The organism is Streptomyces sp. AHA2 (assembly GCF_036857595.1).
Lineage (GTDB): Bacteria > Actinomycetota > Actinomycetes > Streptomycetales > Streptomycetaceae > Streptomyces.
The window spans coordinates 1-15,508 of sequence record NZ_JAUQWJ010000019.1 but is presented as its reverse complement, the minus strand read 5'-3'; the positions used below and the strand labels follow the sequence as shown (position 1 = coordinate 15,508).

The following is a 15,508-nucleotide window of genomic DNA, read 5'->3' as shown; positions in this document are numbered from 1 at the left end:
GCGGGTGTCCGGCGGTGGTATTTCGGTCCGCTATGGAAAGGGTGATCCGTTGAGCCGCTCGGTTCTCGTCACCGGAGGCAACCGGGGCATCGGCCTCGCCATCGCCCGCGCGTTCGCCGACGCCGGCGACAAGGTGGCCATCACGTACCGCTCGGGCGAGCCGCCGGCGGCCCTGACGGAATTGGGCTGCCTCGCCGTCCGGTGCGACATCACCGACGCCGAGCAGGTGGAGCAGGCCTACAAGGAGATCGAGGAGGCCCACGGGCCCGTCGAGGTCCTCGTCGCCAACGCCGGTGTCACCAAGGACCAGCTCCTAATGCGCATGTCCGAGGAGGACTTCACGTCCGTCCTCGACACCAACCTCACCGGCACCTTCCGCGTCGTCAAGCGCGCCAACCGCGGCATGCTGCGCGCCAAGAAGGGCCGCGTCGTGCTGATCTCCTCGGTCGTCGGACTGCTCGGTTCCGCGGGGCAGGCCAACTACGCCGCCTCCAAGGCCGGCCTCGTCGGCTTCGCGCGCTCCCTCGCCCGTGAGCTGGGCTCGCGCAACATCACCTTCAACGTCGTCGCGCCCGGCTTCGTCGACACCGACATGACCAAGGTGCTCACCGACGAGCAGCGGTCGAACATCGTGTCGCAGGTGCCGCTCGGCCGGTACGCGCAGCCGGAGGAGATCGCCGCAGCGGTGCGGTTCCTCGCCTCGGACGACGCCTCGTACATCACTGGAGCCGTCATCCCCGTTGACGGCGGACTGGGAATGGGTCACTGATCACCATGAGCGGAATTCTCGAGGGCAAGCGCGTCCTGATCACCGGCGTGCTGACGGAGGCCTCGATCGCCTTCCACACCGCCAAGCTGGCCCAGGAGCAGGGTGCCGAGGTCATCCTCACGGCGTTCCCGCGGCCCACGCTGACCGAGCGCATCGCCAAGAAGCTGCCGAAGCCCACCAAGGTCATCGAGCTCGACGTCACCAACGACGAGCACCTCGGCCGCCTGGCCGACGTCGTCGGCGAGGAGCTGGGGGGCCTCGACGGTGTCGTGCACTCCATCGGCTTCGCCCCGCAGGACGCCCTCGGCGGCAACTTCCTGAACACGCCGTTCGAGTCGGTCGCGACCGCCATGCACGTCTCGGCGTACTCCCTGAAGTCGCTGACCATGGCCTGCCTGCCGCTGATGCAGAACGGCGGCTCGGTGGTCGGCCTGACCTTCGACGCGCAGTTCGCCTGGCCGCAGTACGACTGGATGGGCCCGGCCAAGGCCGCCCTGGAGGCCACCAGCCGCTACATGGCCCGTGACCTGGGCAAGCAGAACATCCGCTGCAACCTGGTCTCGGCGGGCCCGCTCGGCTCCATGGCCGCCAAGTCCATCCCCGGCTTCAGCGAGCTGGCGTCCGTGTGGGACTCCCGCTCCCCGCTGGAGTGGGACCTGAAGGACCCCGAGCCGGCCGGCCGCGGCGTCGTCGCCCTGCTGAGCGACTGGTTCCCGAAGACCACCGGCGAGATCGTCCACGTGGACGGCGGTCTGCACGCCATCGGCGCCTGATCCTCCGCAGGTCCTCGACGCCCCGCCCCCGCTGTGCGCGGGGGCGGGGCGTCGCCCGTTCGGCTCAGCAGACCGGGCGGGACGGGCCGCGACCGGCCACTGTGGGAGGTGCGTCCACCACGCCCCGTCCTCCCCAGCACGGCCGAGGAGGTCCCCTTGTGCGCTTGTCCCGCCGAACGGCCTCCCTGTCCCTCGCAGCCGCCCTCGTGGTGACCCCGGCGTACGACGCGGTGCCCCGGACGCACGAGGCGGCGCCCCACGCGCGCGTGCCCGACGGCCGGCACGGGACGGCGCCCCACGCGCGCGTGCCCGACGGCCGGCACGACACCGGGCCCTTCGGCGCCGCGTGCCGGGTCCGCGTCACGGGCTCCGAGGTGACGGCGTACTGCCACAACCCCTACCCGGAGACGGACCGGGTGAGCCTGCACGTCGAGTGCGTGCGCTGGTGGGACATCGACACCGACGGCGCACCGGTGGCCGCCGGGCCCGCGCAGACCGTGCGGCTGAAGGGCCGCTGCTGGAAAGAGGTCGGCGGCGCGTGGATCAGTCACCGGCGGGGGAGCTGACCCCGCCGAGCCGGCACAGGAACGGGTAACGGGCGGCCTCGGCCGCGGCCATGTCCGCGTCGCCCGCGCGGATCGCGTCGAGCATCCGCGCGTGATCCATGTACGTCTCCGGCGTCAGCTCGCCGCCGACGTCCTCGCGCAGCCAGTCCCGCAGCACCTCGCCGAGGTCCGCGTACATGGCGGTCATCACGTCGTTGTGGGAGGCGGACACCACGGCCAGGTGGAACGTCGCGTCCGCGGTGACGAACGCCTCGGCGTCCCCCGACTCCCAGGCCTCCTCACGCCGGGACAGCAGCGCGTCGAGCTGCTTGAGGTCCTTCTCCGTGCGCCGCCCGGCGGCCAGCCGGGCGGCGGCCGACTCCAGCGTGGAGCGCAGCTCGGCGATGTGCCGCGGGTCGGCCTCGGCGAACCGCCGCTGCATCACCCCGGCCAGCTCGCTCGTCGCCACCACGTACGTGCCGGAGCCCTGGCGGATGTCCAGCAGGCCGTTGTGCGACAGCGCGCGCACCGCCTCGCGGACGGTGTTGCGGGCGACCCCCAGCTGCTCGACCAGTTCCGGCTCCGTCGGGATGCGGGAACCGACCGGCCACTCGCCCGAGGTGATCTGGGCCCGCAACGCGGCGATGACCTGTTCGGACAGCGCCGAACGGCGGGGATGGCTCAGAGGCATGACTCACCTTTTCACGGCCGGGGCGCCCGTCGACGGAGCGAGACTGGACAGCCAATCATCCCATGATTCTATGATGGGCCTCATGGCTAGTGAGGAGACCCGGACGATGACGCCCCCGACCGTGAGCAGCTCCGCGCGGGCGCATGCGCCGGACGCACCGGCCCCGCAGGACGCCCCCGCCGCGCGGGGCGCCCGGGAGCCGGGCGGCGCCACCCCGCGCGCGTGGACGATGCGCGTGCTCGTCGTCGGCATCGTGCTGTCCGCACTGAACCTCCGGCCCGCCATCACCAGCCTCGGAGCCCTCCTGGAGGAGGTCCGCGACGGCCTCGGCATGAGCGGCAGCGTGGCCGGACTGCTCACCTCCGTGCCGCCGCTGTGCTTCGCCGTCTTCGGCGTCATGGCCCCGCGGCTCGCCCGCCGCTTCGGGGCGGGCGCCGTGGTCTGCGCCGGCATGGCCGCCATCGCCACCGGCCTGCTGGTCCGGCCGTACGCCGGCGGCACGGCCGGCTTCCTGGCCGCCAGCGCCCTCGCCCTCATGGGCATCGCCGTCAGCAACGTCCTGATGCCGGTCATCGTCAAGCACTGGTTCCCCGACCGCGTCGGGTCCATGACCGGCCTCTACTCCATGGCGCTCGCCCTGGGCACCGCTCTCGCCGCCGCCGTCACGGTCCCCCTGACCGACGCGCTCGGCGGCAGCTGGCAGTCCGGCCTGGCCCTGTGGGCGTCGCTGGCCGTGGCGGCGGTGCTGCCGTGGCTGCCGTTCGTCCGGGGGCGCCGGACGCCGCCGGGCGCGCAGGACCGGACGGCCCGGGACGGTGCCGTCCCGAGCGGCCGGGCCGCCGCGGACGAGCCGACCACCGGGACCGACCCCGTACCCGAGGCTCCCCGGCTGCGGATCACCCGCAGCCGCACCGCCTGGGCCCTCGCCGTCTTCTTCGGCCTCCAGGCCACCGCCGCCTACATCACCATGGGCTGGATGGCGCAGATCTTCCGCGACGCCGGCGTCCCCGCGGGCACCGCGGGCCTGCTCCTCGCCGTCACGATGGTGATGGGCGTCCCGCTGGCCTTCGTCATACCCCGGCTGGCCACCCGGCTGCCCCAGCAGGGCCCCATCGTGATCGCCCTCGGCGTCTGCGGTCTCGCCGGATACGCCGGTCTCTACCTCGCGCCCGCCGCCGGCGCCTGGGCCTGGGCGCTGCTGCTCGGCATCGCCAACTGCGCCTTCCCGCTCGCCCTCACCATGGTCGGCATGCGCGCCCGCACCGGCCAGGGCGTCGCCCAGCTCTCCGCCTTCGCGCAGAGCACCGGGTACCTGATCTCCATCCCGGGGCCGCTCCTCGTGGGCGTCCTCTACCAGCACAGCGGCGGCTGGGGCCTGCCCATCGCGCTGATGAGCGCCCTGATGATCCCGCAGATGGTGGTCGGCGTCCTGGCGGGCCGCAACCGGACGGTGGAGGAGGAGGCCGCCGCCTGAGGCGCCGGGAGACGCCGCCGGGGCCCCCGGGGCGTCCGCGGTCGTGCGCGGGTGCGAGACTTGCCCCATGCCAGTGCTCGACCCGAACCCCCAGCACGGTCAGAAGAAGATGCTGCTCGTCTTCGGCGCCTTCTTCGCGATCTTCATCGTCATCGCCGTGATCGCGACCATCGCCTCGCCCTGACCGCCGGCCCCGCCCCATGGTGGGGCTGGCCCCCCTGTCCCCTAGGGGGCAAGGGTCAGGGTCAAGTGGGTGGATCACCGGATGGGCCGGACGCCGCCCGTTCCGTAGCTTCGAGATGTGACCGCGCGACGGTCACCGACCACTCGGAGAGCGGAGGCACCCATGTCGGCCCCCACGCACACCCGGCCCCACCCGGCGTCCCGGGCCACCGCCGACAGCCGCCTGCCCTGGTGGGCCCTCGCCCTGCCCGTGCTGGCCTTCACCGCCCTGCTCGCCCTCATCCTGAACCCGTCCGACGCCCACGCGGCCGCCGGCGACCCCGCGATGAGCCGGCTCTTCGAGCGCATCGGACAGCTGATCTCCCGCTGAGCACGGCCGGAGCCGCTGGTCAACTCCCTGCGCCCCGTGGCGTGTTTCGTGCGAAGCTGGATCTCATGAGCGTCGCAGAACCCCGCAGGATTGTCCTCTTCCGCCATGCGAAAGCCGACTGGCCGCAGGTGACCGATCACGAGCGTCCGCTCGCCGACCGGGGCCGTATGGACGCGGCGGAGGCCGGGCGCAGGCTCGTCGACACCGGCCTCTCCTTCGACCTGGCCCTCTGCTCCACCGCGGTCCGGACCAGGGAGACCTGGAAGCTCGCCGTCCAGGAGTTCCCGCAGCGGCCGAAGACCGTCTACGAGGAGCGGATCTACGAGGCCTCGCCGGGTGAGCTGATCGCCGTGCTCAACGAGACGCCCGACGACGTCCGCACCCTCCTCATGGTGGGTCACAACCCGGGCATCCAGGGTCTGGCCGAGGTGCTGGCGGGCTCGGCCGAAGGGGACGCGCGCGAGCGGATGACCCGCCGCGGCTTCCCGGCCGCCGCCTTCGCCGTCCTGTCGTTCAGCGGCCCCTGGAAGAGCCTGGAGCCGGGCGTCGCCACGCTGGGCGACTACTGGGCGCCGGCGGAGTGAAGACCCCCGCCGGGTGAGCGGTCCCGTGCGGCAGGCGTGGACACGGGCGGTGGGCACGGGTGGAGGATCGTGAGGCGGGTGCCCGGCGCCCGGCGTCCGAGGTCCGGGGCGTGACAGGGGGCGCGACGCCCGATGCCCGACGCGTAACGCATGGCAGGGGCCCGGCGCCGATGGCGTGCCGGGCCCCTGGCCGTTCCTCACGGTCAGACCGTGTCGTGGGTGTCCGCCGCCTCGACCTCTTCACGCGTGATGCCGAGCAGGTACAGGACGGTGTCCAGGAACGGGACGTTCACCGCGGCGTGTGCCGCCTCGCGCACCACCGGCTTGGCGTTGAAGGCGACCCCCAGGCCGGCCGCGTTCAGCATGTCGAGGTCGTTCGCGCCGTCACCGATCGCCACCGTCTGCGACAGCGGCACACCCGCCTCGGCGGCGAACCGGCGCAGCAGCCGGGCCTTGCCCGCCCGGTCGACGATCTCGCCCGTCACCCGGCCCGTGAGCTTCCCGTCGACGATCTCCAGGGTGTTGGCGTGGGCGAAGTCCAGCCCGAGCCGCTCCTTCAGGTCGTCCGTGACCTGGGTGAAGCCGCCCGAGACGACACCGACCTGGTAGCCCAGGCGTTTCAGCGTACGGATCAGGGTGCGGGCACCGGGCGTCAGCCGCACCTCGCTGCGCACCTTGTCGACGACCGAGGCGTCCAGTCCCTCCAGCAGGGCCACGCGCGCGTGCAGCGACTGCTCGAAGTCCAGCTCCCCGCGCATCGCCGCGGCCGTCACCTCGGCGACCTTGTCCTCGCATCCCGCGTGGGCGGCGAACAGCTCGATGACCTCGTCCTGGATGAGCGTGGAGTCGACGTCCATGACGACCAGGCGCTGGGCGCGGCGGTACAGGCCGGCGCCGACGACCGCCACGTCGACGCCGAGCCGGGCGGCGTCGGTCACCAGGGCGGTGCGCAGCGGCTCGGTCTCCACGCCGGAGACCGCGAACTCGACCGCGGTGACGGGGTACTTGGCGAGGCGGAAGATACGGTCGATGTTGGCGCCGGTCCGGGTGATCCGGGCGGCGATCGCCGCCGTCGCCTCTGCGGTGAGCGGGTGCCCGAGCACCGTGACCAGAGAGCGGCCCAGGCCGCGCGGCCGGTTGTCGCCGAGGCCGGAGATGATCTCCGCCTGCATCTTCATCGACTCGGCCCAGCTGTGCACGGTCGCCCGCAGGTCTCCCTCGAGGCCGGGGGGCGGCTCGGTCACGAGCGCGCACAGCACCATCCGGCCACGGGTGACGACCTGCTCGATGTCGACGACGTCGACGGAGTAGGCGGCGAGGGTGTCGAAGAGTCCGGCGGTGATGCCCGGCCTGTCCTTGCCGAAGATCTTCACGAGGAGAGTGGGGACGTCGGCAGGGACGTCGGAAGACGAGGTCTGCGAAGCGCTCATGGTGGTTCCACCGTATCCGGCGGGCCGTGCGCACCGCCCCTGTGGTCCGTCTGGCGGACAGCGAACAGTGGGTGTCGCGCCGGTGGCGCGAACCTTGCGTGCCGGTCTCCCACGATGCGGCGCAGGGGTGAGCAGGACGACAGGGCGTCTCACCCCCCGCCGTGCGGGCCGCGGTGCGGCGGCGGGGGAGGCGGCGGTGGGGGCGGTGGCCAGTCGCCCGGCCGGGCGGGCGGCCCGGTGCCGCCGCGGGGGCCGGGGGACCGGCGGCGAGGGCCGCGAGGCGGCGGACCCACGGGCCGGATCACGGTGGGGGCGCCGTAGATGCCGTCCTCGTCGGGCCCGGCGGGTGCGCCGTGTCCCTTCGGCTCGTCATCCGCAGCCGTGCGCCCGTCCCCGGGCCGGGCGTCTTCCGGCTCGTGCGGTTGGCCGGGTCGGGCGTCTTCGGGTTCGTGCGGTTGGCCGGGTCGGGCGTCTTCGGGTTCGTGCGGTTGGCCGGGTCGGGCGTCTTCGGGTTCGTGCGGTTCGTCGGGGTGGGCGTCTTCGGGTTCGTGCGGTTCGTCGGGGTGGGCGTCTTCGGGTTCGTGCGGTTCGTCGGGGTGGGCGTCCTCGGGTTCGTGCGGTTCGTCGGGGCGGGCGTCCTCCGGCTCGCGCAGCTCGTCGGGGACCCGCAGGTAGGGGTTGGTGGCGGGGTTCGGCGGCCGGTAGGGCACACCGGGCGCATAGGGCCCGGCTTCCTCCGGGCGCGTCGCCGGCCCGCCTCGAAACGGAGCCGCGGGCCCACCAGGGCCGGGTGTCGCCTCCCGCCCTGCCCCGGCGCGCCGACCCGGCCCGCTCGCACCACCGCGCGGCCTCGCCCGCCAGGTTCCCTCGTCCGCCCAGGGCGCGCCTGCCCTGGTGCCCGGGCTCGCCTGCCAGGTCTCCACGGCGGGCCACGACTCCGCCGCGCTGCCCGGGTTCGTCCGCCCGGCGGCTGTGCCGTGCCGCGCCTCCGTCGCCGCGTCGCCCGGCCCCGCCCGTCCCGCTCCCGCGTCATGCCGGGCCGCGCCCCCGCCCGGCCCGTCTCCGCGGGCGGGTGCCGCGGACGAGCGGCCTGCCGCCCCGCACGTCCAGGCGAGCCCGGCTCCGGCCGCCCCGGCCCCGGCGCCCCACAGCGCGCCCAGCAGTACGGCCGTGCCCAGGTGCCCGTGCAGCGTGAGTCCCGCGCCGAAGGCGTCGACGCCGAGTACGGAGAGCGACGCCGTCACGGACACGTCCGTCAGCCAGACCAGCAGGGGCAACCCGAGCGCCGTCACACCCCCCAGTCGCACCGCGCACCGGCCCGCGAACCCGAGGGCCCCCGGACGCCGCCGCGCGCCCGCGGAACCGCCCGCACCGAAACCGCCCGCACCGGAGTCGTCCGTGCCGGAGGACTTCACCCCCACCGGCGTCCGTACCCCCGTCAGCACCCCCGCCAGCAGCATCAGCAGCGCCGCCGCCACGCCCAGCAGCCACACGCGGCCGTCCAGTTCGGCCAGGCGCCCCAGCGTCACCGGGCGGTCCGACCCCGCCCCGAGCAGGTCGTCCAGCGGGTGCGGGAGGAAGCGGGTCGGTTCACCCGTCGCGTGACCGTCCCACGGCACGAACAGCCCGATCGGGAGGCTCAGCCAGACCCCGTTCGGCGCCCCGAGCAGCGCCGCTCCCGCGATGCGCCCGGGACGGTCGTCACCGGCCGCCGCGTACGCCGCCGCCGCGAGACCCGCCGCCACGGCCACCAGCACCGCGGTCACCAGTGCGGACACGGCCGGCCGCACCACCCGGTGCAGGGCCTCCCAGCCCCGCGGCAGCGGCGTACGGCGGGAGGCGAGCAGTGCGACGGTGAGGACCCCCGCCGCCCACGCCAGTCCCCCGAGCAGGGTCGGCGCGGTGTCGACCGTGAAGCCGACCGAGGCCCGCGCGTCGACCAGGTCCCCGAGCCGGTCCGGCAGCAGCCCACCGACGTCCCCGAGCCCCGGGACGGGGACACCGGTGCCGCCTCCGGTCACGTCGTCCGGGCCCAGTGACCCCCCGTCGATCGTGATGACATCGTGTCCGGCCCAGGCCAGGCCGCCCAGCATCGCCACGAACAGGGCTACCACCGTGCCCGCACGGGCGAGGAGTTCGGCCGGTGAGACCTCAACTCCCGCCGCTCGCAGGGACCGCAGGAAGAACCACGACAGCAGCACCGCCCCGACCAGACTCACCCCCAGTGGCGTGATCCGGACGGCCGTGTCCGCCTCCGCGCCCGACAGGCCGAACGCCGACACGTCACCGGACGGCGTGACCGACCCGCCCGCCCCGAGGGCCACCACCGCGGCGGTCATGGGCCCCGACGACCCCGCCGCGTCCGCCCCCAGCAGCCGCAGGCCCAGCGCCGCGGTCCCCGCCATCCCGATCAACGCCCAGCTCACGGCGGCCACGGCGGACACCAGCGCGTCGCCCCACGGCACGCGCGCGTGGCCCCGCTCCGTCCCCGCCCCTGCGGCAGCACTCATGGCAGACCCCCCGATCCGGGCCGCGACGGGAACACCGCGCATGTCCCCCTCGCGCCGAAATACCACTCTCCGGCCGGATTTCAACCCCGTCAACGGAATCGGCGAAGTGTCCGCACTCCGGTCTTCGCAAGGCCCGACTTTCGGTCAGGGGGCCGCTCCTGGAATAGTTCCCCCCGATGTTCGACATCCCTAGACTCCCCATGTCGGGGGTAACTCGGGGGACAACTCAGTGGGGCATGGAGTGCCGGAACTCGTACTGGAATCAAACGGACGTACCTGGACGCTCGATCCGTCCAGGGCATACACCCTCGGACGTGATCCGCAGGGGGACGTCGTCTTCGACGACGCCAGGGTGTCCTGGCGTCACGCCACGGTCAGCTTCAACGGCCGCAGTTGGGTCATCGAGGACCACGGAAGCACCAACGGCACGTTCGTGCAGGGGCAGCGCATCCACCAGCTGGAGCTGGGCCCCGGTTCGGCGGTCAACCTGGGCAACGCGACCGACGGCCCGCGCCTGAACCTGTCCGGCGCCGCGGCCTCCGTCGCCGCGCCGCAGGCCCAGCCGCAGCAGCAGCCGTACGCCGCCCAGGGCGCGGGAGCGGGCTGGGCGCAGGCCCCCGCCCAGCAGCAGCCGCACCAGCAGGCCGCGCCGCCCCAGCAGGCCGGCTGGCAGCAGTCGCAGCAGGCCTCGCACATCCCGCAGCAGCAGGGCCCCGGCGGTGTCGCGGGGGCACCGCCGGTCCACGGCGACCGCAGCCCGACCACGTTCCACCAGTTCTCACTCGGTCGCGTGATGCGCATCGGCCGTGCCCTGGACAACGAGCTGGTCGTCTCGGACCTGCAGGTCTCCCGGCACCACGCCGAGTTCCACGCCACGCCCGACGGCCGCATGGAGATCCGCGACCTCGGCTCCCACAACGGCACCTACGTCAACGGTCTGCCCATCGCCAAGGGCGGCTCGCAGCTGCTCGGCCCGGCCGACGTCGTCGGCGTCGGCCACTCGACGTTCCGGATCGTCGGCGACCGGCTGGAGGAGTTCGTCGACACCGGTGAGGTGTCCTTCTCCGCCCGTCATCTGACCGTCACGGTCGACGGCGGCAAGCAGATCCTGAAGGACGTCTCCTTCGGGGTCCCGGAGAAGTCGCTGATCGCCGTCATCGGCCCGTCCGGCTCCGGCAAGTCCACGCTGCTCAAGGCGCTCACCGGTTACCGCCCCGCCAACCAGGGCGAGGTCCTCTACGACAACCGGAACCTGTACAAGCAGTTCGCCGAGCTGCGCCAGCGCATCGGTCTGGTCCCGCAGGACGACATCCTGCACAAGGAGCTGACCGTCAAGAAGGCCCTCAAGTACGCCGCCAAGCTGCGCTTCCCCGCCGACACCACGGCGGCCGAGCGCGAGGCCCGGATCGACGAGGTGCTGCGCGAGCTCAAGCTCGACATCCACAAGGACAAGAAGGTCACGTCCCTGTCCGGCGGCCAGCGCAAGCGCGTCTCGGTCGCCCTGGAGCTGCTGACCAAGCCGTCGCTGATATTCCTGGACGAGCCGACCTCCGGCCTCGACCCGGGTATGGACCGCGACGTCATGCAACTGCTGCGCGGCCTGGCGGACGACGGCCGCACGGTCCTCGTCGTCACGCACTCGGTGGCCGAGCTGGCCCTGTGCGACAAGCTGCTGGTGATGGCGCCCGGCGGTTCGGTGGCCTACTTCGGCCCGCCGGAGGAGGCGCTGAACTTCTTCGGCTACGACACCTGGGCCGATGTCTTCTCCGCCTTCGAGAACTACCGCGACTACGACTGGGCGGGCCGCTGGAAGGGCTCGCAGCACTACCAGATGTACGCCGCGGACATCGACGCGGTCGCGCCGCAGTCCGTACAAGTTCCGCCCATGCAGGCGATGAAGCCGCCCAAGCCGCAGGGCTGGATGTCCCAGTTCGTCACGCTGGTCCGGCGCTACGTGTCGGTGATCGCCTCCGACAAGGGCTTCCTGGCGCTGATGGTGATCCTGCCGGCCGTGCTCGGCGCGGTGAGCCTGCTCATCGACGCGGACAAGGGCCTGCTGCCCAACCCGGCCAACCCGCAGACCGGCCGGATCATCCCGAACGGCACGGCCACCACGGTCCTGCTGATCCTCGCGGTCGGCGCCTGCTTCGCCGGCGCGGCGAACTCGGTGCGCGAGCTGATCAAGGAACGGGTCATCTACGAGCGGGAGCGCGCCACCGGCCTGTCCCGCTCGGCCTACCTGATGTCGAAGGTGTTCGTGCTCGGCATGATCACCGTGCTGCAGGGCCTGCTCGTCGGCGTCATCGGTTTCTCCAGCCGGGAGATCCCCGAGGAGGGCCTGATCTTCGGCAGCGCCACGCTGCTGGAGCTGTCCGTGCCGATCATGGCGCTGGGCTTCACGTCGATGATGTTCGGCCTGATCATCTCGTCGCTGGTGAAGACCGCCGAGAAGACCATGCCGCTGCTGGTGATGTTCGCGATCATCCAGGTCGTGTTCACGGGCTGCCTGTTCGCGCTGCACGGCTCGATCGGCGTCAACCAGTTCTCGTTCCTGATGCCGTCGCGCTGGGCGGTCGCCGCCTCCGGTGCCACGCTGGACTTCAACAAGATCAGCCCGCCCGAGACGGCCGGTGACACCGACCCGCTGTGGGAGCACACGGCCGGGGCCTGGGTCATGGACATGGGCGCGCTGCTCGCCCTCGGTGTGATCTGCGGCTTCTTCGTGGCCCGCTTCCTGCGCCGCCACGAGCCCGAGGTCATGCGCAAGTAGCCCGGGCGGTCACCGCTTCGCCGTGCCCGAAGGGCGGCACCCCGTCAGGAGGGTGCCGCCCTTCGGCGTTCGTTCAGCGAAGCAGAGAGGTCCCGCGCCGGCCTCAGTACGCGCTGTTGACGTTGTCCATCGAGCCGTACTTGTCGGCCGCGTAGTTGCAGGCCGCGGTGATGTTGGCTACCGGGTCGTAGATGTCCCAGGAGGTGCCGGGGACGTGCCAGTGCGCGAAGGTCGGCGGGATGACCTGCAGCAGGCCCTTGGACGGGATGCCGTTGATGGCGTTGATGTCCCAGTTGTTGATCGCCCGCGGGTTGCCCGAGGACTCCCGGATGATGTTGCGCTTGATGCCGTCGTAGGAGCCGGGGATCCCGTGCTTCTTCATGATGTCGAGCGACTCGCGGATCCAGCCGTCGAGGTTGTTCGGGTAGCTCTTCTTGACCGCGGCGCGCTTGGCGTCACGGCTCGCGGCCTCCTTGGCCTTGCGCGCGGCCTCGGCCCTCTTCTCGGCGGCCGCGGCGGCTGCCTTCTTCTTGGCCGCGGCGGCGGCCTCGGCCTTCTGCTTGGCCGCGATCTGCTCCGCCTTCAGGCTGGCACCGGCCATCTGGTCGGTGAGGCTCGCCTTGACGTCCTTGATCTGCTCGGTGCTGTACGCCACGGCAGCCGGCTGAGCGGCCTCGGTCGTGGTCTTCGTCGAAGCGCCGCTCGGCACCGCGGAGAACCCGATGGCGGCGGCACCCAGGGTGGCGACACCGGCCATGGCGATCTTGTGGTGACGGGTCAGGCTACGACTCTGAACACGGCTGAAGATGTTCTTGGGCATGCTGAGTGGACCTCTTCGAATAGCGCGGGAGTCGCTCGGCGTCCGGCGTTGGACTCGGTGTGTTTCCGACACGAACGCCGCGGGGGAAGAACCCACGGCGCTGAGCGACGTCAGCAATTCTTAGCGGCCGCAAAATGGCGTGGCAAAGGTGTGACGTACGAAGGCAGATAGTGGATCAGGGACGGGTAAACCGGGTCAGATAGGACTGTCTGGGCCGCTCAAAAGGGGCGGCTTTGTCTCCTACGCCCTTTCGTACGTGACGTGGGCCCTATGCGCGGGCTCACATCGGGCGCCCTCTGTTCTCACGCCCCGTTGCACGAGCGATGCTCAGTGTGAGGGGTCGTCAGAGCCCTGTCCCGTGGCTTCGTCACGGCAGCAGGAGGTGCACGTCGCCGAACTCGTGCCACAGGTACCGCTCCCGCAGAGCCGCCTCGTAACCCCGCTCGACCGCGGTCCGCCCCGCGACCGCCCGCAGCATCAGCAGGTGCGACGCCTCCGGCTCGTGCAGTCCGGTCAGCAGCCCGTCCACCACGCGCACCCCGCGCTCGGGTGTGACGACGAGATCCGTCCACCCCGCACGCGCGTGCACCGCCCCGTCGGCGCCCACCGCCGACTCCACGGCCCGCACCGCCGTCGTCCCGACCGCCACGGCCCTGCCCCGGCGGCCCTGGCCGCGTTGATCAGCCGCGCCGAGGTCTCCGGCACCGTGAAGCGCTCCGGGTAGGGCGGTTCGTGGACCTCGGCCGAGGCCACCCCCGTGTGCAGTGTGATCGGCGCGACCTGCACCCCCCGGCTCACCAGCTCCGTCACCACCTGTGGCGTGAAGGGCCGCGCCGCACTCGGCATCTCCGCGCTGCCCGACCCGTCCGAGTGGGGCAGCGCGAACACCGTCTGGTGCACGGACAGCGGCTGGTCCCGCTCGGTGTAGGCGTAGCGGATGGGCCGCCCGTGCTCCCGCAGCAGCCCCGGCACGGGATCCGGCCGCTCCCCGCCCCGCCCCTTGCCACCGGACGGCTCCGCGTCCTGCCGTGTGCCGTCCTGCCGTGCGGTCCGCTGCCGTGCGGCGTCCTCGCGTCCTCCCCGCACGCCCGCCCACCACAGCCGCCCGCTCCGTCCGCTCAGCGGTTCCTCCAGTACCAGCCGCATCCCACCCGGCAGCCGCACCTGAGTACCCGCGGGTGCGCCCGCACGCGCGCGCGTGGTGCCGCGCCCGTCCGGTTCCCGCAGCTCCACCGCCCAGCGGCCGTCGTCGCCGCGGGTGGAGAAGTGCACCACCACGCGTGCGTCCCCGATCCGCCCGTCGACCGCCGCCGCCAGCGTCGGCGAGGTGTTGACCACCAGCAGATCCCCGGCGCGCAGCAGAGCCGGCAGCTCCCGGAAGGTGTGGTGCGCCACCTCGGCACCCCGGGACACCAGCATCCGCACGCCGTCCCGATCCAGCCCGGGCCCCCGCTGCTCCACCGGCACCCGCGCCGACAGCTCCTCCGGGACCCGTACCGCGAGCGTCATCGGACCCCTTCCGCCAGGGCCGCGGCACCGTACCGCCCACTGGCCGGCCGTTCGTCCAGCAGCCGCAGGAAACCCGGCACCACAAGGGCCGGCTCCGGCCGCGGATCGGGGTTCTCCGGCACGGCCGCCGCGTACAGGTCGGTGGCCATGTCGCCGGGATCGACCGCCCAGACCCGCAGCTGCGGCTCCTCCACGGCGAGTACCGCCGCCATGTGGTCCAGCGCCGCCTTGGACGCCCCGTAACCGCCCCACGTCGCGTACGCCTCCACCGCCGCGTCCGAGCTGACCGCCACGACGGCACCCGCCCCCGAGACCCGCAGCAGCGGCAGCGCCTCCTGGACGAGCCCCATCCCCGCGACTAGGTTCACCTCCAGAGCCCGCCGCAGGCCCTCCAGCGGCAGCTCCTCCAGCCGCACCAGCGGCTCGGCGCCCAGTGCGCTGGCGTTGTGCACCAGCAGGTCGACCCCGCCCAGTCGCCAGGCCGCCGCCACCAGCTCCGCCCGGTGCCCGGGGTCGGTGACGTCCCCGGGCAGGGCCGTCACGCGCGTGCCGTGCACGGAGAGACCCTGTGCCGCCTCCGCCAGCGCCTCGGCGCCCCTGGCATCGAGCACCAGGTCCCAGCCCCGCCCGGCCAGGGCCTGCGCCAGCTCCCGGCCCAGCCCCTTCGAGGCCCCCGTGATGATCGCCACCGGCATGATCCGCTCCCTCGTCGTGATCGAAGTCGATCCAAGTGCTCTCAACGTAGGGACGCGGCCGTCCGGCCCACCTCCGCCCCGGGCCGCAACCCGCCGGGTCCCTTGGCCGTAGACCCCGAGCCCGTGGCCGCTGGACCCAGGCCGCGACCGGCCCTCCCGGTGCGCGGCCGGGCCCGAGGGACCTGCGCGATGTTCGTACGCCTCGGTGTGCGTCCTGCCACCCGGCGGACCTGCGTCCTGCCACCCGGCGGACCTGCGTCCTGCCACCCGGCGGACCTGCGTCCTGCCACCCGGCGGACCTGCGCCAGGCCACCCGGCGGACCTGCGCCAGGCCACCCGGCGGACCTGCGCCAGGCCACCCGGCGGACCTGCGCCAGGCCACCCG

Annotated in this window: 13 protein-coding genes and 1 pseudogene; 8 read left to right on the top strand and 6 right to left on the bottom strand. The window is 73.0% G+C overall.

The window, feature by feature from the left end; all coding sequences use genetic code 11:
• Positions 1–49: 49 nt before the first annotated feature.
• From fabG to Q5694_RS28040, 3 genes are all read left to right on the top strand, one after another.
• Positions 50–769, top strand: coding sequence for a 3-oxoacyl-[acyl-carrier-protein] reductase (gene fabG, locus Q5694_RS28050; protein WP_333936207.1), 720 nt, complete (start codon positions 50–52; stop codon positions 767–769).
• A 5-nt stretch (positions 770–774) separates the two neighbouring features.
• Positions 775–1,542, top strand: coding sequence for an enoyl-ACP reductase FabI (fabI, locus tag Q5694_RS28045; protein ID WP_333936206.1), 768 nt, complete (start codon positions 775–777; stop codon positions 1,540–1,542).
• A gap of 158 nt (positions 1,543–1,700) precedes the next feature.
• The gene (locus tag Q5694_RS28040) at positions 1,701–2,108 is read left to right on the top strand and encodes a hypothetical protein (RefSeq protein ID WP_333936205.1); all 408 of its coding nucleotides are present in this window, start codon (positions 1,701–1,703) and stop codon (positions 2,106–2,108) included.
• On the opposite strand, the gene Q5694_RS28035 is transcribed toward Q5694_RS28040, so the two are convergent.
• Complete coding sequence (locus Q5694_RS28035; RefSeq protein ID WP_333936203.1) at positions 2,086–2,778, bottom strand: FadR/GntR family transcriptional regulator; 693 nt, start codon at positions 2,776–2,778, stop codon at positions 2,086–2,088. The two genes, Q5694_RS28040 and Q5694_RS28035, sit on opposite strands and share 23 nt — an antisense overlap.
• A 70-nt stretch (positions 2,779–2,848) precedes the next feature.
• On the opposite strand from Q5694_RS28035, the gene Q5694_RS28030 reads away from it, so the two are divergent.
• The 4 genes from Q5694_RS28030 (at position 2,849) to Q5694_RS28015 (ending at position 5,389) form a co-directional block, all read left to right on the top strand.
• Positions 2,849–4,252 carry a CynX/NimT family MFS transporter gene (locus Q5694_RS28030; protein ID WP_333936202.1) on the top strand — a complete coding sequence of 468 codons (1,404 nt, stop codon included), beginning with the start codon at positions 2,849–2,851 and terminating at the stop codon, positions 4,250–4,252.
• 67 nt (positions 4,253–4,319) lie between these two features.
• Positions 4,320–4,436, top strand: coding sequence for an SGM_5486 family transporter-associated protein (locus Q5694_RS28025; protein WP_097215821.1), 117 nt, complete (start codon positions 4,320–4,322; stop codon positions 4,434–4,436).
• A gap of 162 nt (positions 4,437–4,598) precedes the next feature.
• A complete protein-coding gene (locus tag Q5694_RS28020; RefSeq protein ID WP_333936201.1) occupies positions 4,599–4,805 on the top strand; it encodes a hypothetical protein in 207 nt (68 codons plus the stop codon).
• Between the two features lie 65 nt (positions 4,806–4,870).
• Positions 4,871–5,389: a SixA phosphatase family protein gene (locus Q5694_RS28015; RefSeq protein WP_333936200.1), complete on the top strand. Its 519-nt coding sequence runs from the start codon at positions 4,871–4,873 to the stop codon at positions 5,387–5,389.
• A gap of 203 nt (positions 5,390–5,592) precedes the next feature.
• On the opposite strand, the gene serB is transcribed toward Q5694_RS28015, so the two are convergent.
• Complete coding sequence (serB, locus tag Q5694_RS28010; RefSeq protein WP_333936199.1) at positions 5,593–6,819, bottom strand: phosphoserine phosphatase SerB; 1,227 nt, start codon at positions 6,817–6,819, stop codon at positions 5,593–5,595.
• 149 nt (positions 6,820–6,968) lie between these two features.
• Positions 6,969–9,329, bottom strand: coding sequence for a streptophobe family protein (locus Q5694_RS28005; protein WP_333936198.1), 2,361 nt, complete (start codon positions 9,327–9,329; stop codon positions 6,969–6,971).
• Between the two features lie 241 nt (positions 9,330–9,570).
• Between Q5694_RS28005 and Q5694_RS28000 the strand changes: the two genes are divergently transcribed.
• On the top strand, positions 9,571–12,099 hold the full coding sequence (locus tag Q5694_RS28000) for an ABC transporter ATP-binding protein/permease (protein ID WP_333936197.1): 2,529 nt from the start codon (positions 9,571–9,573) through the stop codon (positions 12,097–12,099).
• 103 nt (positions 12,100–12,202) lie between these two features.
• Here the strand turns inward: Q5694_RS28000 and Q5694_RS27995 are convergent, their stop codons facing one another.
• The 3 genes and pseudogenes from Q5694_RS27995 to Q5694_RS27985 form a co-directional block, all read right to left on the bottom strand.
• Positions 12,203–12,919 (bottom strand): transglycosylase SLT domain-containing protein, encoded by a 717-nt coding sequence (locus Q5694_RS27995; protein ID WP_333936196.1) that lies wholly within the window; start codon positions 12,917–12,919, stop codon positions 12,203–12,205.
• 367 nt (positions 12,920–13,286) lie between these two features.
• Positions 13,287–14,428 (bottom strand): annotated as a pseudogene (locus tag Q5694_RS27990) (S-adenosylmethionine:tRNA ribosyltransferase-isomerase).
• Positions 14,425–15,123: an SDR family NAD(P)-dependent oxidoreductase gene (locus Q5694_RS27985; protein ID WP_333936195.1), complete on the bottom strand. Its 699-nt coding sequence runs from the start codon at positions 15,121–15,123 to the stop codon at positions 14,425–14,427. The pseudogene Q5694_RS27990 and the gene Q5694_RS27985 overlap by 4 nt, the downstream one beginning before the upstream one ends.
• Between the last annotated feature and the right edge of the window lie 385 nt (positions 15,124–15,508).